At 72.3% G+C, this 19,726-nt stretch carries 15 protein-coding genes and 2 pseudogenes; 9 read left to right on the top strand and 8 right to left on the bottom strand.

The window, feature by feature from the left end; all coding sequences use genetic code 11:
* Positions 1-22: 22 nt before the first annotated feature.
* Positions 23-806: pseudogene (locus tag AMETH_RS36350) on the top strand (DMT family transporter).
* Here the strand turns inward: AMETH_RS36350 and AMETH_RS03755 are convergent.
* Both AMETH_RS03755 and AMETH_RS03750 read right to left on the bottom strand, forming a co-directional pair.
* Complete coding sequence (locus AMETH_RS03755) at positions 764-1,438, bottom strand: response regulator (protein WP_017986705.1); 675 nt, start codon at positions 1,436-1,438, stop codon at positions 764-766. The pseudogene AMETH_RS36350 and the gene AMETH_RS03755 overlap by 43 nt on opposite strands.
* On the bottom strand, positions 1,435-2,784 hold the full coding sequence (locus tag AMETH_RS03750) for an ATP-binding protein (protein WP_017986704.1): 1,350 nt from the start codon (positions 2,782-2,784) through the stop codon (positions 1,435-1,437). Before AMETH_RS03750 ends, AMETH_RS03755 begins: the two co-directional genes overlap by 4 nt.
* Positions 2,785-2,897: 113 nt before the next feature.
* Between AMETH_RS03750 and AMETH_RS03745 the strand changes: the two genes are divergently transcribed.
* Together AMETH_RS03745 and AMETH_RS03740 are read left to right on the top strand one after the other, a co-directional pair.
* Positions 2,898-4,160 carry a PspC domain-containing protein gene (locus tag AMETH_RS03745; protein WP_017986703.1) on the top strand — a complete coding sequence of 421 codons (1,263 nt, stop codon included), beginning with the start codon at positions 2,898-2,900 and terminating at the stop codon, positions 4,158-4,160.
* A complete protein-coding gene (locus AMETH_RS03740) occupies positions 4,153-4,392 on the top strand; it encodes a hypothetical protein (RefSeq protein WP_017986702.1) in 240 nt (79 codons plus the stop codon). The genes AMETH_RS03745 and AMETH_RS03740 overlap by 8 nt, the downstream gene beginning before the upstream one ends.
* A 54-nt stretch (positions 4,393-4,446) precedes the next feature.
* Here the strand turns inward: AMETH_RS03740 and AMETH_RS03735 are convergent, their stop codons facing one another.
* Together AMETH_RS03735 and guaA are read right to left on the bottom strand one after the other, a co-directional pair.
* On the bottom strand, positions 4,447-5,211 hold the full coding sequence (locus AMETH_RS03735) for a GIDE domain-containing protein (RefSeq protein WP_017986701.1): 765 nt from the start codon (positions 5,209-5,211) through the stop codon (positions 4,447-4,449).
* 24 nt (positions 5,212-5,235) lie between these two features.
* Positions 5,236-6,795: a glutamine-hydrolyzing GMP synthase gene (gene guaA, locus AMETH_RS03730; RefSeq protein ID WP_017986700.1), complete on the bottom strand. Its 1,560-nt coding sequence runs from the start codon at positions 6,793-6,795 to the stop codon at positions 5,236-5,238.
* 306 nt (positions 6,796-7,101) lie between these two features.
* Between guaA and AMETH_RS03725 the strand changes: the two genes are divergently transcribed.
* Both AMETH_RS03725 and AMETH_RS03720 read left to right on the top strand, forming a co-directional pair.
* Entirely contained in the window at positions 7,102-7,491 is a 390-nt protein-coding gene (locus AMETH_RS03725; protein WP_017986699.1) for a hypothetical protein, read from the top strand.
* A gap of 79 nt (positions 7,492-7,570) precedes the next feature.
* Positions 7,571-9,016: an aldehyde dehydrogenase family protein gene (locus tag AMETH_RS03720; protein WP_017986698.1), complete on the top strand. Its 1,446-nt coding sequence runs from the start codon at positions 7,571-7,573 to the stop codon at positions 9,014-9,016.
* Here AMETH_RS03720 and AMETH_RS03715 read toward each other — a convergent pair.
* A complete protein-coding gene (locus AMETH_RS03715) occupies positions 8,988-10,721 on the bottom strand; it encodes an FAD-dependent oxidoreductase (protein WP_017986697.1) in 1,734 nt (577 codons plus the stop codon). The genes AMETH_RS03720 and AMETH_RS03715 overlap by 29 nt on opposite strands.
* Positions 10,722-10,864: 143 nt before the next feature.
* Between AMETH_RS03715 and AMETH_RS03710 the strand changes: the two genes are divergently transcribed.
* The 3 genes from AMETH_RS03710 to AMETH_RS03700 are packed head-to-tail and all read left to right on the top strand — an operon-like array spanning position 10,865 to position 15,818.
* Positions 10,865-13,477 (top strand): HAD family hydrolase, encoded by a 2,613-nt coding sequence (locus AMETH_RS03710; protein ID WP_017986696.1) that lies wholly within the window; start codon positions 10,865-10,867, stop codon positions 13,475-13,477.
* Positions 13,474-14,469, top strand: a complete 996-nt coding sequence (locus AMETH_RS03705) for a class I SAM-dependent methyltransferase (RefSeq protein WP_017986695.1) — start codon at positions 13,474-13,476, stop codon at positions 14,467-14,469. The genes AMETH_RS03710 and AMETH_RS03705 overlap by 4 nt, the downstream gene beginning before the upstream one ends.
* Before the next feature lie 32 nt (positions 14,470-14,501).
* Entirely contained in the window at positions 14,502-15,818 is a 1,317-nt protein-coding gene (locus tag AMETH_RS03700) for a glucosyltransferase (RefSeq protein WP_223843051.1), read from the top strand.
* Between the two features lie 161 nt (positions 15,819-15,979).
* On the opposite strand, the pseudogene AMETH_RS42870 reads toward AMETH_RS03700, so the two are convergent.
* Positions 15,980-16,129, bottom strand: a pseudogene (locus tag AMETH_RS42870) (hypothetical protein); the annotation flags it as partial.
* A gap of 56 nt (positions 16,130-16,185) precedes the next feature.
* Here AMETH_RS42870 and AMETH_RS03695 point away from each other — a divergent pair.
* Positions 16,186-16,803, top strand: a complete 618-nt coding sequence (locus AMETH_RS03695; protein WP_017986692.1) for a hypothetical protein — start codon at positions 16,186-16,188, stop codon at positions 16,801-16,803.
* A gap of 83 nt (positions 16,804-16,886) precedes the next feature.
* Here the strand turns inward: AMETH_RS03695 and AMETH_RS03690 are convergent, their stop codons facing one another.
* A complete protein-coding gene (locus AMETH_RS03690; protein ID WP_017986691.1) occupies positions 16,887-18,020 on the bottom strand; it encodes a GuaB3 family IMP dehydrogenase-related protein in 1,134 nt (377 codons plus the stop codon).
* A gap of 75 nt (positions 18,021-18,095) precedes the next feature.
* Positions 18,096-19,598, bottom strand: a complete 1,503-nt coding sequence (gene guaB, locus AMETH_RS03685; RefSeq protein WP_017986690.1) for an IMP dehydrogenase — start codon at positions 19,596-19,598, stop codon at positions 18,096-18,098.
* Positions 19,599-19,726 lie beyond the last annotated feature (128 nt).

Raw genomic sequence — 19,726 nt, 5'->3', positions numbered from 1 at the left:
CACCGGCGCGATCGTGAAGGCCTTGGCCGAAACGAAAACCTTGCTGCGCCTGGCCGCGCTGGCACTCATGTGGGGATCGAGCTTCCTGTGGATCAAGATCGGGCTGCAGGCGTTCACGCCGGTCCAGATCGTGCTCATCCGCACCCTCCTGGGCAGCGCCGTCCTCGTCGGGCTCTGCTACGCCGCCCGTGACCGCCTGCCAGCCGGACGACGGATCTGGAAGCACCTGCTCGTCGCCGCCCTCTTCCACAACGCCTTGCCGTTCCTGCTGTTCACGATCGGCGAGCAAACCGTCAGCTCGGGCGTGACCGGCGTGCTCAACGCGACCACGCCGCTATGGACGCTGCTCATGGCCGTGCTGATGGGTGTCGAACGCCGGCTCGACCCGCCGAAGCTCGTCGGCCTGCTCGCCGGGCTCGCCGGCACCGTGCTGACCTTCGCGGCGTGGCAGGAGTCCGGCCTGCTCAGCTGGGGTGCTCTGGCGTGCGTCGGGGCCGCGGCGAGCTACGGGTTCGTCTTCGTCTACGAGGGCAAACACCTGTCCGGCACCGGCTCGTCGCCGGTCGCGGTGGCCGGGGCGCAGATGGCCACCGCGAGCGGGCTCACGCTGCTCGCACTGCCCGCGGGCGGCACGGCACCGATGCACCTGTCCGCCGGCCCGGTGATCGCCGTGATCATCCTCGGCGTGTTCGCGGATCCTCGCCGGGGTCGCCGTCGTGCTCGCCGGGGTGGCCCTCACGCGCGTGCGCCGCCGGGTCCTGGTTCAGACCAGCCTGCGGTCGGAGGCCCAGCGCGAGAGCTCGTAGCGGTTCGACAGCTGGGTCTTGCGCAGGACGCTCGACACGTGCGTCTCGACCGTCTTCACCGAGATGAACAGCTCCGACGCGATCTCCTTATACGCGTAGCCCCGCGCGAGCAGGCGCAGCACGTCCCGCTCGCGCGGGGTCAGCAGGTCCAGCTCGGGGTCGCTGATCGGGGCCGAACCCGGGCGGTCGGCGAACGCGTCCAGCACGAACCCCGCCAGCCGTGGCGAGAACACCGCATCGCCCTCGGCGACCCGCGCGATGGCCCGCACCAGCTCCTTCGACGAGATCGTCTTGGTGACGTACCCGCGGGCGCCGGCGCGGATGACCGCGATGACGTCCTCGGCCGCATCGGACACCGACAGCGCCAGGAACACGACGTCGGGCAGGTCGGTGCGGGCCCGGCGGAGCACCTCCGCGCCACCGCCGTCCGGCATGTGCACGTCGAGCAGCACGACCTGCGGCTTCGTCCGGGCGATGCCGGCGACCGCCTCGGCGACCGAACCCGCCTCGCCGACCACCCGCACCTCGTTGGTGATCGAGTCCAGTTCGGTGCGCACCCCGGCCCGGAACAGCGCGTGGTCGTCGACCAGGAACACGCTGATCGGGGCCTTCAGCTGCGGTGTCTCGCTCAACGCGTCCCTCCAGAATCGGCCTTCACCGGCATCTCCAGCTGCACTTCCGTCCCGTCTCCCGGCGCCGTGCGCAGCCGTACCGTGCCGCCGTTGCGCTCCATCCTCCCCCGGATCGAGTCCGCGAGGCCATGCCGGTCCTCCGACACGGTCTCCGGGTCGAAGCCCTTGCCCCGGTCGCGTACGAACACGGTGACCGCGGTGGGCTCCACCTCGGCGTAGACGCTCACCTCGTCGACCCCCGCGTGCTTGGCCGCGTTGACCATCGCCTCACGGGCCGCGAGCACCAGCGCGGTGAGCCGGTCGTCCAGCTGCGCCTCCCCCACCACGACCTGCGACACCGAGATCGCGAAGGTGTCCTCCACCTCGCCGCAAGCGTTTGCGATCGCCTGGGAGAAGGCCACCGACCGGTCCTCGCCCTTCTTCTCCGGCGTCCCGTAGCCGGACGGGCCGTAGAGCCAGCCGCGCAGCTCGCGCTCCTGGCTGCGGGCCAGCCGCGCGACCTCCTTGGGCGACTCCGACTGCTTCTGGATCAGCGCCAGGGTCTGCAGCACCGAGTCGTGCAGGTGCGCGGCGATCTCCGCGCGCTCCTCGGTGCGGATGCGGGCCCGGCGCTCCTCCCCCAGGTCACGGCCCATCCGCAGCCAGAACGGCACGGTCAGCACCGCCACCCCGACCAGCGTCGCGAGCACCGCGAGCAGCGCGAACTGCACCTGATCGAGCGATCCGCTGCGCAGCACCACGACGCCGATGCCGGTGATCACCAGCGCGACACCGGCGAGGATCCGGATCGCGGCCGACCACCCGCCGCCGCCGAGGACCATGCCCGCGACGCCGGACCGCGCGCCGTCCCGCCAGCGGCGGCGCTGCGACTCGTCGGCCTCCCGCCACACGACCGCGGCGCCGACCAGGGCCAGCGCCAGTGGCACCGCGACCCACCCGTTGATCGCGCCGGTGATCGCCCCGCCCGCGACGAGCAGCCCGACGCCCAGGATGAGCAGACCGATGGCCTGCTGCTTCTCCCTCGGCGTGGCCGGGGCCTCGGTCTCCTCGCGCCGCCGCTGCGGCACGAACACCCACAACAGCCCGTAGGCCACCATCCCGGCCCCGCCGAACGCGGCCAGGATCGCGAACGTGGCGCGCACCCACAGCACCTTGATGCCGAGGTGGTCGGCCAGGCCCGAGGCGACACCCGCCACCACGCGGCTCGACCGGCGCCGGTACATCTTGGGCCGCTCGTCGACCTCCGCCAGCGCGCTTCCGGCGGCAGGCACGACCGCGCCCTCGCCCGGTGGGCGCGGGAGCGGCATGCCGGTCTCGGTGCGCGGCTTCTCCTGCACGTGATCCATGGTTCTGCCATGGTCACACGGCCGCAACCACGATTCATCGGGGAAAACCCCGGGGATCGCGGCCGCCGCAAACTCAGGGTCGTTCCCCGATGTGCGCGCGGGACCGCTGACGCATGCTGGGCACCATGAACGACACGGCAGAGGCTCCGAAACCGCAAGGCCTGGGCGGTTTCGAGGAGACCGTGAAGGACTTCTGGGCCAGCCGGCCGCGCCGTCCCGCCAGGGGCGGCAAGATCGGCGGCGTCGCGGCGGCCATCGGTAACCGGTACGGCATCGACCCGGTGATCGTGCGGGTGGCGTTCGTGACCGCGACGGTCTTCGGCGGCGTCGGCGCTTCGCTGTACCTGCTGTGCTGGCTGCTGTTCCCGGCCGAGGGCGACGAGGTGTCACCCATCGAGTCACTGTTCGGGCAGGGCCGCAGCTCGATGTCCAAGCACATCACGATCGTGCTGGCCATCCTGTTCTTCCCGCTGTCCAGCTGGGCGTTCGCCGGCGGCTGGTTCGACGGGGGCGGCATCATCGGCGCGGCGATGATGGTCACCGCGCTGTACCTGCTGCACCGCGGCCGCGGGCACGTCAACCGGCCGGCGCCGGTGACCCGCGTGGCCACCGACGTCGGCCCCGCCGCGTTCTCCATGAGCGCGCCGGGCACCACCGAGCGGGCCGAGTCCGGGTGGGATCCGCTGGGCGCGGACCCGATGGCGTGGGACCTGCCGGACCCGGCGCCGCCACCGGCACCGGCCCCGCCACCACCGCCGCGCGCGCCGCGGCGGACGAGCAAGATCGGTGTCGCGACCTTCGGCATCGCGCTGCTGGTCGCCGGGATCGGCGCGGCCATCGGTTCGTCCGGTGACGCGTGGTTCTCGCCGCAGCACGTCATCGGCCTGGTGCTCGGGGTGCTGGGTGTCGGGATGGTGGCAGGTGCGTTCGCCGGTGGCGGCCGCAAGCTGGCCATCCTGGCGGTGCCGCTGTCGATCGCGGGCGTCGCGCTGACCACGGTCCCCGTCGCCGACTACTCCGGCGGGCTGGGCGACCTGCGGGCCACGCCGGTGAGCGCGGCCGAGGTGCTGCCGAGCTACCAGCGCACGGCCGGGACCGTGGACCTGGACCTGACCAGGCTGCCCGCCGACGTGCCGGTGACGACCGAGGTGCACCTCGGCGCGGGCGACACGACGATCCGCGTGCCCGCGACGGCGGACGTCACGTACTCCTGCGAGTCGCAGGCCGGTGACGTGAGCTGCTTCGGCCGCGAGAGCAACGGGGTCGGGATCGCCCCGATCACCGGAGTGGACTACGGGATCGACGGTCCGGGCGGGCTGCAGCTGACGCTGAAGGCCGACCAGGGCGTCGGGAGCTTGGAGGTGCGCCGTGGCTGAGAACCCCTACGCCCACGACACGGAGACGCCGGCGCCGCCGGAGCGGCGGCGCGGGGTGGACGTCGTCACGCTGATCCTCGGCATCGCGACGCTGCTGGTGTCGGCCTACGTCCTGTCCGACGGCGCCACGTGGCTGCCCTCCTTCGACCTGAAGTGGGTGCTCGCCGGCGGCGCGGTGCTCGTCGGGGTGCTGATGCTGGGCGCGTCGATGCGGGGAGGCCGGCGGGACTGACGCCGGAGACTGCCAGGCCAGAAGGGAGCCGCGGATATGTCCGCGGCTCCTTTTTCAGGCCATGATCCAGAATTCGGTCACGATCAGGGCGAGGCCCACCAGGACCAGCGCGCAGGCGGCGGCTCCGAGCAGGCGGTGGCGACGGCCCCGGCCTGCACGCAGCTCGCCCTCCGGTTTCGCGGCGATGATGAAATCGCTGCCGTCCTCCGGCTTCCCGATGACCAGCGAGCCCGTCACGTCGCGCGCTTCGCCGAGGACGTAGAGCCAGGTGCCGGGCCGGATGATCCACTCCTCGTAGTGGAAGCCGAGGGTGCCCCGGCCCCGCGGCCACTCGAGACCGAGGAACTCGACCGTCTCGGCCCGGAAATCGGTCTGGTAGGAATCGACCGGCTTTTCCACGGCCTCCGGCCGGGCGCCGTCCACGACCAGCTCGATCGGGCGGCGCTGCGGATCGACGAGCACGAAACTCGGCGGCGCCTGCCCTTCGGCGACCGTGTCCCAGCGCACCCGACGGTGCCCCTTGCGGGTGCGGTAGTACCAGCGCCGCCGGACGCGGTAGCTGTACCAGACGCACGGGGTCTTGCTGAGCTCCGACGTCAGCAGTCCGCCGACACCCGGCTGGGCGCCGCCGATCACCTCGGTGATCTTGCGGAAGCCGCCCTCGGGTCGCGGCCGCGGGACCATCCGCCGCATCTGCTCCAGTTGCGCGACCGTGAGGGTGGGCGTGGCCGTCATGGCCCGGATCTGCGCGCCCGCCTTGCGCGCGCGGCGGAACAGGAACACCGCCACGACGATCAACGCGATGCCGGCCAGCGACACGCCACCCCCCAAGTCAGTCCCGGATCACTCCCACTCGATGGTGCCCGGCGGCTTGCTGGTCACGTCCAGCACGACCCGGTTGACCTCGGGGACCTCGTTGGTGATGCGGGTGGAGATGCGCTCCAGCACGTCATAGGGCAGGCGGGTCCAGTCGGCCGTCATGGCGTCCTCGCTGGACACCGGGCGCAGCACCACGGGGTGTCCGTAGGTGCGGCCGTCGCCCTGGACGCCGACGCTGCGGACGTCCGCGAGCAGCACCACCGGGCACTGCCAGATGTCGCGGTCCAGGCCCGCCGCGGTCAGCTCCTCGCGGGCGATCGCGTCGGCGGCGCGCAGCGTCTCCAGCCGGTCCGCGGTGACCTCGCCGATGATGCGGATGCCGAGGCCGGGGCCGGGGAACGGCTGCCGGTGCACGATGGTCTCCGGCAGGCCCAGCTCCAGGCCGACGCGGCGGACCTCGTCCTTGAACAGCAACCGCAGCGGCTCGACCAGCTCGAACTGCAGGTCCTCGGGCAGGCCGCCGACGTTGTGGTGGCTCTTGATGTTGGCCGCGCCGGTGCCGCCGCCGGACTCGACGACGTCCGGGTACAGCGTGCCCTGGACGAGGAAGCGGTAGTCGCCCTGCGCCTTGAGGTCGCGCTCGGCCTGCTCGAACACGCGGATGAACTCGCGGCCGATGATCTTGCGCTTCTGCTCCGGGTCGGTGACGCCGGCGAGGGCGTCCAGGAAGCGCTCGCGGGCGTCGACGGTCACCAGGTTCACGCCGGTGGCGGCGACGAAATCGCGCTCGACCTGGGTGCGCTCGCCCTGGCGGAGCAGACCGTGGTCGACGAAGACGCAGGTGAGCCGGTCACCGATGGCGCGCTGCACCAGGGCGCCCGCGACGGCGGAGTCGACCCCGCCGGACAGGGCGCAGATCGCGCGGCCCTCGTCGCCGATCTGCTCGCGGATGCGGGCGACCTGCTCCTCGACGATCGAGGCGGTGGTCCACTGCGGTTTGATGCCCGCGATGTCGTGCAGGAAGCGGCGCAGAACCTCCTGGCCGTGCGGCGAGTGCAGGACCTCGGGGTGGTACTGGACGCCGGCGATGCGGTCGTCGACGTTCTCGTAGGCGGCGACCGGGGCGCCCTCGGAGGTCGCGGTGACCTTCGCGCCCGCCGGCGGCTTCGTGACGCTGTCGCCGTGGCTCATCCACACCTGGTGCCGCTCGGGCAGGTCGCGGTGCAGGATGCCGCCGTCCGCCGGGATGTGCACCTCGGTGCGGCCGTACTCGCGGTTGCCGGTGGCCTCGACGGTGCCGCCGAGCGCCTGGGCGAGGACCTGGAAGCCGTAGCAGATGCCGAAGATGGGGACGCCGGACTTGGCCAGCTCGGGGTCCATGCCCGGCGCGTCCGGCGAGTAGGCGCTGGCCGGGCCGCCGGACAGGACGATCGCCGAGGGGTTCTTCGCGAGGATCTCGTCGCGCGTGGCGGTGTGCGGCACCACCTCGGAGTAGACCTGCGCCTCGCGGACACGGCGGGCGATCAGCTGCGCGTACTGCGCGCCGAAGTCGACGACGAGCACCGGACCGCTCGGATTGGACACCGGACCTCCATCAGGACGACGTGTGTCTTCCATCGTCCCAGGTGGGCTGGGTCACGTGCGCCCGGGGACGTGGTAACGACGAAGGCCCCGGACGCGTTGGCCCGGGGCCTTCGTGACGTGTGGATGGCCGGCGCGGCGGTCGCCTCTCGGCGAAAGGCCCGAACAGGGCTCCGGCTCACGCCGGTGTTCCCTGACGGCGAAACAGGTGAGGCCCGGGGGACACGGACCGCACCGACCAGCATCTACAACGGGGGTGGCGCCGCGGGTATTCCGTAACGGGCTGCGCGCCGCTCTCGATCTTGGTGCGTGGCCGAGCCCGCCGAGAGCGACCTCCGGTCCGTCCTGCGCGGGTGCCTGGGCGGGCTGGCGTGGGGAGCGTTGCACATCGCCGTCGGGATCGCCTGGCTCTTGGCGAGTGAACAGGCCGTGGGCTGGTACCTCACCGCCTGCGGCGCCGACCATCTCGAACCCTCAGCGGGAATGGGCCTCCTGATCGTCATGATTCCGAAGCTGATCGTGTTCGCGTGCTACTCCGCCGCAGCCTGCTCAATCCTCGTGTGGGTCACCCGGCGGTGGACGTCGCGGGGCCTCGGCCTCGTGGCCGCACTGGCCGGGGCGGCCTTGCTCACCTGGGGCTTCTGGCTCTGGGAGATCAACTGGGTCGTCCGGCCCAGCTTGGAGAACTCGTCCTGCTGAGATCACCCGATCGGGGCGATGCGTGCGGCGCGCGTGGAACGTGAAACGACCTTTGCTCGGGCGCTCTAAGTTGGTCCGCATGGACACCATCACGCCGGAACCGCGGCCGGCCTGGATCGCCGGCCGGGCGGAGCAGGGGACGGCCACCCTGGACGTGCACCACCCCTTCGACGGCAGCGACGTGGCGACCGTCGCCGTGCCGGGGCCGGATCAGGTCGAGCGTGCGGTGGCCGCCGCGGTCGCCGCCGTGCCGGTGCTTCGCCGGACACCGGCCCACGTCAGGGCCGCCGCGCTGGAACACACTTCGAAACAGCTCGCGGCGCGCGCCGAGGAGCTCGCCGAACTCATCACCGCCGAGAACGGCAAACCCCTGAAGTGGGCGGAAGCCGAGGTGCGCCGCGCCGTGTCGGTCTTCCGCATCGCCGCCGAGGAGGCCCGCCGCTTCTCCGGCGACCTCCAGCGCCTGGACACCGACGCCGCGGGCGAGAACCGCCTCGCCATGGTCCGCCGCGTGCCCCGCGGCCCCGTCCTCGGCATCGCGCCGTTCAACTTCCCGCTCAACCTCGTCGCCCACAAGGTCGCCCCCGCGCTGGCCGTCGGCGCGCCGATCATCGTCAAGCCCGCCCCGCGCACCCCGCTGTCCGCGCTGGTCCTCGGCGAGATCCTGGCCGAGACCGGCCTCCCGGAGGGCGCGTTCTCGGTCCTCCCGCTGGGCAACGAGGACACCGCGAAACTGGTCGCCGACCCGCGCCTGCCGGTCGTGTCGTTCACCGGCTCCGGCCCGGTCGGCTGGTCGCTGGCCGACGCCGCGCCGCGCAAGCACGTCGTCCTGGAGCTGGGCGGCAACGCGGCCGCGGTCGTGCTCGGCGACTGGGCGGACCTGACCGGCGCCGCGCAGCGAATCGCGACCTTCGGCAACTACCAGGCCGGCCAGTCGTGCATCGCGGTGCAGCGGGTCATCGTCGAACGCTCGGTGGCCGACGAGTTCATCCCCGCGCTCGCCGAAGCCATCGCCGCGCAGCGGACGGGCGACCCGTACGACTCCACTGTGGACGTCGGCCCGGTCGTCGACGAGGCGGCCGCGGAGCGGATCGTCGCCTGGGTCGACGAGGCCGTCGCCGCGGGCGCGAAGCTGCTGGCAGGCGGCTCGCGCCAGGGCGCCACCGTCGAACCCACGCTGCTCACCAGCGTGCCCGCCGACACGAAGGCATGGTCCGAGGAGATCTTCGGCCCGGTCCTCGCCGTGTCCGTGGTCGAGAACGCCGACGAGGCCTTCGCCGCGGTCAACGCCTCCGCCTACGGGCTGCAGGCCGGCGTCTTCACCCGCGACGTCCGCCTCGCGTTCCGCGCCTCCGCCGAGCTCGAGGTCGGCGGCGTGATCATCGGCGACGTGCCGTCCTACCGCGCGGACCAGATGCCCTACGGCGGTGTGAAGGGCTCCGGGGTGGGCCGCGAAGGCGTGCTCGCCGCCATGCACGACCTCACCGAGGAGCGGGTCACCGTGTTCGCCGGGATCGACCTGTAGACACCAGCGGCAATCGGAGAGCGGCCGGCGCGTCGGCCGGGACCGCCGGGTTCTTCGGCGGGACCGGCTTGATCCGCCGGTAGCCCTCCGACTGGTCCGGCCGCTTGTCGGCCTCGCCCTTGTTGGGCCAGAACGAGAACGCCCGCTCCGCCTGCGCGGTGATGGTCAGCGACGGGTTCACGCCGAGGTTCGCCGTGATCGCGGTGCCGTCCACGATGGACAGTCCCGGGTAGCCGAACACGCGGTGGTACGGGTCGATCACGCCGTCCTCGGCGCTGGTGCCGATCGGCGCGCCGCCGATGAAGTGCGCGGTGAGCGGGATGTCGAACACCTCGCCCCAGGTGCCGCCCGCGGTGCCATCGATGTGCTTCGCGGTCAGCTCGTTGGCCTGGTGCCCGGCCGGGATGAACGTCGGGTTCGGCTCGCCGTGCCCCTGCTTGGAGGTGTACTTGCGCCGCCCGAACAGGCCCCGCTTGGTGTAGGTGGTGATCGAGTTGTCGAGGCTCTGCATCACCAGCAGGATCACGGTCCGCTCACTCCACCGGTAGCCGTTGAGCAGCTTCGCGCTCTGCACCGGGTGCTTGACCAGGAACCGCACCGCCTGCAGCCAGCGCGGCGTCGGCACCGAGCCGTCGGTCGCGATCGTCTGCAGCAGGCTCATCGCGTTGCTGCCCTTGCCGTAGCGCACCGGCTCGATGTGCGTCGACTCGTCCGGGTGGAACGACGACGTGATCGCCACGCCGCGGCTGAAGTCGCGCTCCGGGTCCACGGCCGGACGGCCCGCGCCGATGATGGCCTCGGAGTTGGTGCGGGTCAGCTCACCCAGCCGCGGCGACAGGCGGGGGAGCGCGCCCTGGTCGCGCATCTCGTGCAGCAGCCGCTGCGTGCCCCAGGTGCCCGCGGCGAGCACGACCTGGCCCGCGGTGAGCGTGGTGCGGAACCGCTTCGATCTGGTGCCGGTCTTGCGGACGTCGACCTCGAACGAGCCGTCGCCGCGCGGGCGGACGGCAGTGACCGTGGTGAGCGGGATGACCTGCGCGCCGCCCTGTTCGGCGAGGTAGAGGTAGTTCTTCACCAGCGTGTTCTTCGCGCCGACGCGGCACCCGGTCATGCACGAGCCGCACTCGGTGCAGCCCGTCCGCTCCGGCCCGGCGCCGCCGAAGTACGGGTCCGGCACGCGCGCGCCCGGCTTGTCGAAGAACACCCCGACCGGCGTCGGGTGGTAGCTGTCCGCGACGCCCATGTCGGCCGCGACCTTCTGGATTACCTCGTCCGACGGCGTGACGCTCGGGTTCGTGACCACCCCGAGCATCCGGCTCGCCTGGTCGTAGTACGGCGCGAGCTCGGACTCCCAGTCGGTGATGTGCGCCCACTGCTTGTCCTGGTAGAACGGCTTGAGCGGCCGGTACAGCGTGTTGGCGTAGACCAGCGACCCGCCGCCGACACCGGCGCCGGCCAGGATCATCACGTCGCGGAGCAGGTGGATCCGCTGGATGCCGAAGCAGCCGAGCGCGGGCGCCCACAGGTAGCGCTTGAGGTCCCAGGACGTCTTGGCGAACTCATCGTCGGCGAACCGGCGGCCCGCCTCGACGACGGCCACCCGGTAGCCCTTTTCGGTCAGCCGGAGCGCGGCGACGCTGCCGCCGAACCCCGATCCGACCACGATGACGTCATAGTCAGCCGCATTGCTGTTACGCGTGGTCACAGGTAAAGCGTAACCACCACCACAGGGTTCTGACCAGTAGTAAGTTACCGATCAGTTCGGGCAACCTCTTCGCCGCGCGTAACGTATTTCCCCCATCGGAGTGATTATCGTGTAAATCACATCACAAAAGCTGGGGAGATGACTTGTCGTTGCCACCTTCGCTCGCCCGGGTCCGTCGGCTGATCACCGACGGCTCCTGCGCCGTGCTGTCGCTGGATGTCTTCGACACCATCCTGTGGCGGCGCACGCCCAGGCCGACCGACGTGTTCGCCGTGCTGGGGGCGCGGCTCGTGCGGGACGGCCGCTGCCCGGACTGGGTCACGCCCGCCGCGTTCCGCCGCATGCGGATCGTCGCGGAACAGCGGGCGCGCCAGAGCGAGGAGGCGCTGGGCACCGAGGTGTCGCTGTTCGACATCTGGCGGCACATGCCGCTGCGGATCTTCGGCGCCGAGCTGCTCGAGCTGGTCCGCGCCGAGGTGACCTGCGAGCGCGACTTCACGGTGCCCGACCTGGACATCGCCGAGCTGGTCGAACTGGCCGCGAAGCACCACGTGCCGACCGTGCTGGTGTCGGACACCTACTTCACCGAGGAGCACCTCACCGAGCTGCTCGACCGCCCCGGCCTTGGCGCGCTGCGCGAGGCCCGGATCTTCCGCTCGCACCAGCACGGGCTCGACAAGGCGTCCGGGCTGTGGGAGATCGTCCTGCACAACCTCGGCGTGCACCCCGAGCAGGTGGTGCACATCGGGGACAACGCGGTCGCCGACATCGAGGCGCCGCAGGAGCTGGGGGTCCGGACCGTCTACTACGAACGGCTCGACGAGGAGTTCCTCGCGGTGCTGGAGCGGGAGCGCGAGCCGCTCGGCCTGGAGGACCCGCTTGGCGAGCACCTTGACACCGACCAGGGCGACTACGGCATCACCAGCCTGCGCGCGAAGACGCTCCAGCGCGTGGACCAGGCGGCCCAGACCCCGGTCCGCACGGCCTGGCGGTACGGCGCTTCGGTGCTCGGCCCGGTGCTGACCGGGTTCGCCGAGTGGGTCGCGCTGCGCGCCCACCAGTCCGGGATCCCGGTGCTGTGGTGCCCGATGCGCGAGGGCACCCTGCTCTCGGCGCTGATCAACAACGCCGCGCAGGCCCGCGGCTGGAACGTCGAGGCCCGTCCGGTCTGGCTGTCCCGGCACGTCACCTCGCTGGCCGCACTCGACCCGGCCGACCGGGACTCGCTGCGGCAGTTCATCCAGCAGCGCCACGGCCTCACCGTCCGCCAGCTGATGCAGGCCCTGCAGCTGCGCCCCGGTGACGTGCCGCCGCTGGCCGAGGCCCTGGACACGGTCCTGGACAACGACCGGGAGATCGACCTGGTCACCGACGTGCTCACCGAAACCGCCCACCTGCGCAACCGGCTGGCCGTCACGGTCACCCGCATCCGCGAGCGCGTGCTGGGCGAGCTACGCCGGGCCGGGATGCTCGACGCGCCCGAGCCCGCGCTGGTCGACCTGGGCTGGGGCGGGACCATCCAGTACTACCTGGGCCGGCTGCTCGACGTGGCCGGCGCGGAGGTCCACCCGGCCGGCTTCTACCTCGCCACCGACGACCGGTCGGTGCGCGTGTACCGGGCCGGGCTGCGCATCGAGAGCTACCTCAGCCAGGGCGGACAGCCGCCCGAGATCGCCCGGACCATCAGCCGCAGCCCCGAGGTGCTGGAGCAGTCGGTGAACGACTTCTGCGGCTCGCTGCTGGACTTCGCCGACGACGGCTCCCCCGTGCTCGGCCCGGCCTCCGACGGCGAGGCCCAGCTGGCGCAGCGGCGCGCGGTCCAGGACGGCATCCGCGAGTTCCAGGCCCAGTGGTACCGCTACGCCGACGGCGGCCGGCCGGACCTGACCGGCACCGCGCGGCACCGGCTGGCGAACATCCTGGTGTCCGCGCTGAAGGCGCCGACAGCCGCCGAAGCCGCGGTGTTCGGCAACTGGGCGCACGAGGACAACTTCGGGTCCGCGCTGATCACCCGGGTCGTGCCGGAGGACCTGCTGCCCGCGATTCCCTACCTCTCCCCCGCCGACCTGGCCGATCTGGAGATGCGCGACGCGTTCTGGCCCGCACTGCTCGCGGCCTCAGACACCCGGCTGGCCGCGGGCGCTCGCGCGCTGGCCGAAAGACAGGTGGACGCGGACCTGTTCGAGCCGTCCGACGACCCGGCCGAGACCAGGTTGAGTTTCCGCACCGGCGACGGCGAATGGCACGACGGCCCGCGCCGCCGGGTGCGCATCAACCACAACGGGCTTTCGTTCGCGCGCCTGGACTTCCGCTCCGCTGATGTCACCGATGTGGCTCTCGCGGTGCCGGGGCGGCCCGCGCTGGTGCGGATCGACTGGGTCGAGGTCAAGGCGATCGTGCCCGGTCAGAGCGTGCCGCGGGTGGAGCGCTGGGAACACCCCGCCGACTTCGCCGGGCTGATCCACGCCGCGTGCCGGTGGCTGGGCGGCACGCTGTTCGAGTTCGAGGCCGACGAGGGCGCGGTGTGGTTCCCGGTCGCCGCCCGGTTCGGCGCGCCGGTGACGTCCGGGCAGGTGACGGTCGCCTTCGCGGTGCTGCCGAAGTCCCGGACGGGGCTCGGCGCCCACCCGCCGTCAGCACCCCGGCTGACCCGGATGCGCAGCCGGGTGCGGGAGGAGATCCGCACGCATGGACCGGTCGGCCTGGCCACGTCGGCGGCGCGCATCGCCGTGCGGCAGCTGCGGAGCGGTAAGTGAACGACTACGGCACCCGCACCGATCCGCACGCCCAGGCCCGCGCCGCCCGGCAGACACCACTGCTGCTGCACTCGCTGTCCTGCTTCCGGGAGGTCTTCGAGGTCGTCTACGCCCACCGGCCGATCTCCACGGTGGTCGAGGTCGGCGTCGAGTCCGGGCAGGTCAGCGGCATCTACACGGAACTCGGCGCCCGCGCGGTGTACTGCGTCGACCCGGCCCCGACCGAGTCGCTGCGCGCGGCGATCGCCGGGAACCCGGCGCTGCACCTGGTCGAGGAACGCTCGCCGGACGTGCTGCCGCACCTGCCGGTCGCGGACCTCTACGTGCTGGACGGCGACCACAACTACGCGACCGTGCGTGCCGAGCTGGACTGGGTGCTGGCGAACGCGCCGGACGCGGTCGCGGTGCTGCACGACGTGCTGTGGCCGTGCTCGCGGCGGGACCAGTACTACCTGCCGTCCCGGCTGCGCCCCGAGGACCGGCATCCGTCCAGTTCGGAGGGTCCGACCGCGTGGCACGACGAGCTCACCCGCGCCGGTTTCGTCGGCCTCGGCGCGTTCACGTGCGCGCAGGAGGCGGGCGGCGAACGCAACGGCGTGCTCACCGCGGTCGAGGACGCGCTGACGGACGGCTGGCAGCTCGCGGTGATCCCGGCGATCTTCGGCGTCGGTGTGGTGACCCGGGACGAGGCGCTGCTCGACGCACTGCGGCCGTACCGCGACTCGCGGCTCCTCTACACGTTGGAGAACAACCGCATCGCCCTCTACACCCGCTTGCTGCAGCTGCAGTTCGACGCGGTGGCGCACGCCGAGAACGCGGACTCGATGGCGGAAACGATCGCCGGGCAGCGGCGTGAGCTCGACCGGCTCGCGACGGAGGCCGCGGACCTGCGTGCCGAGGCCGACGAGCTGCACAGGCAGAACGAGCGGCTGCGGGCGCAGCTCGACGAGCGTCCGGCGTCGCTGGCCAACCGCGTCCTGCGACGGCAGTGAACCGGACCCGCACCGCAACGGTCGCGGCGAGCGTGGCCTGGGTGCTGGCGGCGACCTGGCTGCAGCTCATGCGAGGCCCCGGGCTGCGGGCCTACGACGTGGTGTGGGCGGAGGACGGCGGTGTCTTCCTGAACCAGGCGATGCGGCATTCCTTGTGGCACAACCTGGTCACGCCGCACGCCGGATACCTGCAGGTGATCGCGAAGCTGATCGCGCAGCCGGTCGCGGCGCTGCCGCTCGCGTGGGCGGCGGCCGCGCTGGCCACGGGCGCGGCGCTGGTGGTCGCGTTGATCTCACTGCTGGTGTGGTTCCACAGTGGACGGGTACTGCGGTCGCCGTGGGCCCGGGTGCTGGTGACCGCGGTGGTGCCGCTGCTGCCGCAGGCCGGGTTCGAGGTGAACGCGGCGGTCAACGACCTGCACTGGTACCTGGCGTACGCGGCGTTCTGGGTGCTGGTGGCGCCACCGCGATCGGTGGCCGGGCAGGTCGGTTCGGCGGCGGTGGTGGCGCTCGCGGCGCTGTCCGATCCGCTGACCGCGCTGGTGCTGCCGGCAGCGATCGTCGGGATCGTGCGGTCGCCGCGGCGGCTGCTCGCGTGCGTCACGCCCGCGGTCATGCTGGTGGCGCTGGCCGTGCAGGGCTGGGTGCACCTGACCCGCGCGGCCGGGTACCGGGCGAGCGAGACCGTACTGGGCGAGCTGCCGTCGATCTACGGGCTACGGGTGCTGCTGAGCGCGCTGACCGGGGACCGGTTGCTGGGGCCGGTGTACCAGTGGGCCGGGCTCGTGCTGGTCGCTGTCGTCGGTGCGGTGGCCGCGCTGGTGGCGGGCTTCCTGCTGTGGCGCGCGGACCGGGTGGGGCGGCAGGTCGCGGCGGTCGGTCTGGTCTGCTCGGTGGCGTACCTGGTGGTGCCGGTCGGGTTGCGTGGCACGGGCGGGTTCCTGGAGCGCGCGGAGTTCTCGCTGAACGGGTCGCGCTACACGATCGTGCCGCTGCTGTTGTTGTGGGTCGCGGTGGCTGCGTTGCTGGACCGGCTGCGGCCCCGGACGGTCGTCGGCGGGGTGGTCGCGGTGTTCCTCAGCGTGCAGGTGCTGAGCGACTGGGCGGCCCCGAGCGTGCGCACGGGCGGGCCGTCGTGGCGCGCTTCGGTGGCCGAGGCGCGGGCGGCCTGCTCGGCGCCCGCCCGTCCCTCGCAGCCGGCGCCGCTGGTGGCCGAGGAGGACGGCCGCTACGCCGTGCCGATCGTGCCCGGCCCGGACGACGTCACGATCGTCGTCGCGCCGGTGCCGCCGCCCGGCGAGCCGCTGCTGTTCGCGGTGGTGGCGCCGTGCGCGGAGGTGCGCGGCTGACTCACCCGGCGTTGGCGGGCACCGCGTCCACCAGCCCGGGGAACCTCTTTCTCCAGCTCGGCGGTGCGCAGCGTGTTCATGCGCTGCCTGCCCTCGTCGTACTGGCGGATCAGGCCGCCCTTGCGCAGGGCCCGGAAGTGGTGGCTGAGCGCCGACGCGGCGACCGGCAGGCCGAAGGTGCCGCAGGGGCGGTCACCCTCGGCCTGGAGCAGGCGGATGATCGCCCGGCGGGTGGGGTCAGCGAGCGCACCGGCCTGACCGCCGCCGCCCTCGCGTTCACCATCGCCCCGGCCGCGGCCGCCGAGACCCACCCGCACCCGACGCCCTACGGCCCGCAGCGGCGGTACGAGCCCGACGTGCCCGGCCGGTGAACATCGGCACCGGCACCGCGGTGTACGCCCCGGACGGCGGTTCGCGGTTCGGCGTGACCATCACGTTCGACGCCCGGCGCTCCACGACGACCGGTGTGGAGCCGGCCGCCCCGCGCGAGTCCGTGTTCCTGTTCGACCGGTCGGTGCGCTTCAACCCGCACCTGTTCCCGACATGCGACCGGTCGGTGATCGAGACGCAGGGCGCGGCGGCCTGCCCGGACGGTTCCCAGGTCGGCTCCGGGCGGGCGGAGTTCTACCGCGGCGGGGCGGGCGAGGTGCTGGTCTTCAACACCACGTTCGACCACGGCAGGCGCGGCGTGCTGATCCACCTCCCGGTCAGCGGGGCCATCCTGGAGAACACGCTGGAGCGCGTGGTGGGCGACTACCGCGACGACCACGGCTGGGGGCTGAACGAGATCGTGCCGACGAACGACACGCCGCCGCAGGACCGGCCGAGCACGTCGGCGTTCGCCGTGACGTTCGGCGCGGTCCACAACGGACACAGCTTCGTGCAGAGCTACGCGAAGCCGGGGTCCCAAGTGGCGGCCGGAGTGTGGAGCGAGTACGTCACCGGCCAGACGACGCTCGTCGAGGGCACGCTCACGCGGCCGTGACCCGCTCCGCATGCAGCGCCGCGGCTCCGCCGAGCCTCCCAGCGGCAGCGAGCCGCGGCACGCGGGCGCCGAGCCAGCGGCCGTCAGCCGCGCACCGAGAGGCCCACCCGCTGGAACTCCTTGAGGTCCGAGTAGCCCGTCTTGGCCATCGCCCTGCGGAGGGCTCCGAACAGGTTGATCGAGCCCTCCGCGTCGGACGACGGGCCGAACAACAGCGTCTTCAGGTCCACCTCGATGTCCGGCCCGGCGGCGACCCGCGAGCGCGGCAGGTTCGGGTGCGCGGCCGCCGCGGTCCAGTACAGACCGTGGCCAGGCGCCTCGGACGCCGCGGCCAGCGGGGCGCCCACCACCACGGCGTCGGCGCCGCAGGCGATCGCCTTCGCGATGTCGCCCGAGCTGGTGATCCCGCCGTCCGCCAGGACGTGCACGTACCGGCCGCCGGTCTCGTCGAGGTAGTCGCGCCGGGCGGCCGCCGCGTCGATGATCGCCGTCGCCATCGGCACCCCGATGCCCAGCACGCGGTCGGTGCTCGTCACGCCGGGCGTGTACCCGTGGCCGACGATCACGCCCGCCGCGCCGGTGCGCATCAGGTGCATCGCGGTGCGGTAGTCGGACACGCCACCGGCGATCACCGGCACGTCCAGACCACCGATGAAGTCCTTGAGGTCCAGCGGATCGGCGTCGTCGTGGGCGACGTGTTCCGCGGAGATGATCGTGCCCTGCACGACCAGGATCTCGACCCCGGCCGCGATCAGGTGCGGCGTCAGCTCGGCCGCGCGCTGCGGGCTCACCCGCGCCGCGACGGTCACGCCCGACTCGCGCACCCGGCGGATCGCCTCGGTCAGCAGCTCCGGCTGCACCGGCGCGGAGTGCAGCTCCTGCAGGGTGCGGACCAGCGCGGTGCGGTCCTCGTCCTTCGCGGCGTCCACCAGGCGGAGCAGCGCCTGCTCGGCGTTGGCGTGCCGGGCCCACAGGCCCTCGGCGTTCAGCACGCCCAGCCCGCCCAGCTTGCCGATCTCGACCGCCGTGTCCGGCGACACCACCGCGTCCGTCGGGTGGGTGACCAGCGGGATGTCGAACCGGTAGGCGTCGATCTGCCACGCGGTGGACACGATCGCCGACGACCGGGTCCGCCGGGACGGGACGATCTCCACGTCATCGAGGTCGTACGCCCGCCGCGCGGTGCGTCCCATGCCGATCTCGACCAGATCGCGCACGTCAGGTCCCTTCTCGCCGCCAGTAGTTGACGGCCCATTGTCGCTAGGCCATCGGTGTGACCCGCGCGCAGGGGGTCACCGAGAGGTGTAGTTGGGCGCCTCGACCGTCATGGTGACGTCGTGCGGGTGGCTCTCCTTGAGGCCCGCGGCGGTGATCCGCACCAGCTGCGCGTTCTGCAGCTGCTTGATCGTCTCCGCGCCCGCGTAGCCCATGCCCGAGCGCAGCCCGCCGACGAGCTGGTGCACGACGTTGGCCAGCGGCCCGCGGAACGCGATGCGGCCCTCGATGCCCTCCGGCACCAGCTTGTCCTCGCTCAGCACGTCGTCCTGCGAGTAGCGGTCCTTCGAGTACGACTTGCGCCCGTCGCGGGACTGCATCGCGCCCAGCGACCCCATGCCGCGGTAGGTCTTGAACTGCTTGCCGTTGACCAGGATCAGGTCGCCCGGCGACTCGGCGGTGCCGGCCAGCAGGCTGCCCAGCATCACGGTGGACGCGCCGGCCGTGATGGCCTTGGCGATGTCGCCCGAGTACTGGATGCCGCCGTCGCCGATCACCGGCACACCGGCCGGGCGGCACGCCTTGTCGGCCTCGTAGATCGCGGAGATCTGCGGCACGCCGACGCCGGCGACGATGCGGGTGGTGCAGATCGACCCGGGGCCGACGCCCACCTTGACCGCGTCCGCGCCCGCGTCGACCAGCGCCTGCGCGCCGGCTCGCGTGGCGACGTTGCCGCCGACGATGTCGACCGTGTCACCCAGCTCCTTCTTCAGCGTGGCGACCATGTCGATGACCGCACGCGAGTGGCCGTGCGCGGTGTCGACCATCAGCACGTCCACACCCGCGTCGGCGAGCGCCATCGCGCGCTGGTGACCGGCCGCGCCGACGCCGACCGCCGCGCCGACGACCAGGCGGCCGTCCGGGTCCTTGGTGGCGTGCGGGTACTGCTCGGTCTTGACGAAGTCCTTGACGGTGATCAGCCCGCGCAGCTTGCCCGCGCCGTCGACGATCGGCAGCTTCTCGATCTTGTGGCGGCGGAGCAGGCCGAGCGCCGCGTCCGCGGTGACGCCGACCTGCGCGGTGATCAGGTTCTCCTTGGTCATCACCTCGCTGACCGGGCGGCTGTGGTCCAGCTCGAACCGCATGTCGCGGTTGGTGATGATGCCCACCAGCGTGCCGGACGCGTCCGTGACCGGGAGGCCGGAGATGCGGAAGCGGGCGCACAGCGCGTCGACCTCGGCGAGCGTGTCGTCAGGCGAGCAGGTGACCGGGTCGGTGACCATGCCCGCCTCGGACCGCTTGACGACCTCGACCGCCGCGGCCTGCTCCTCGATCGGCAGGTTGCGGTGCAGGACGCCCATGCCGCCCTGGCGGGCCATGCTGATCGCCATACGGGCCTCGGTGACGGTGTCCATCGCCGCGGAAACCAGCGGGATGCGCAGCGTGATGTTGCGGGACAGCCGGGTCGACGTGTCGACGTTGCTGGGCACGACGTCCGACTCGGCCGGCAGCAGCAGCACGTCGTCGAAGGTCAACCCGAGCATCGCGAACTTGTCTTCCGGGGCGAACTCGCTCGTCATGTGGGTGGCTGACCTTCCTGGCAGTGGCGGGTGAACCTCCGTCGATGGTATCTGGCCCCCGTCCCGGCAACCGCCGGACTGGGGCCAGACGTGACCGGGGAAACTCGCCCCTGTTTGGAGGGACTGAA

Source organism: Amycolatopsis methanolica 239, from assembly GCF_000739085.1.
GTDB classification, from domain to species: domain Bacteria; phylum Actinomycetota; class Actinomycetes; order Mycobacteriales; family Pseudonocardiaceae; genus Amycolatopsis_E; species Amycolatopsis_E methanolica.
The sequence above is the reverse complement of the archived record's forward strand: the minus strand, read 5'-3'. Positions and strand labels throughout refer to the sequence as shown.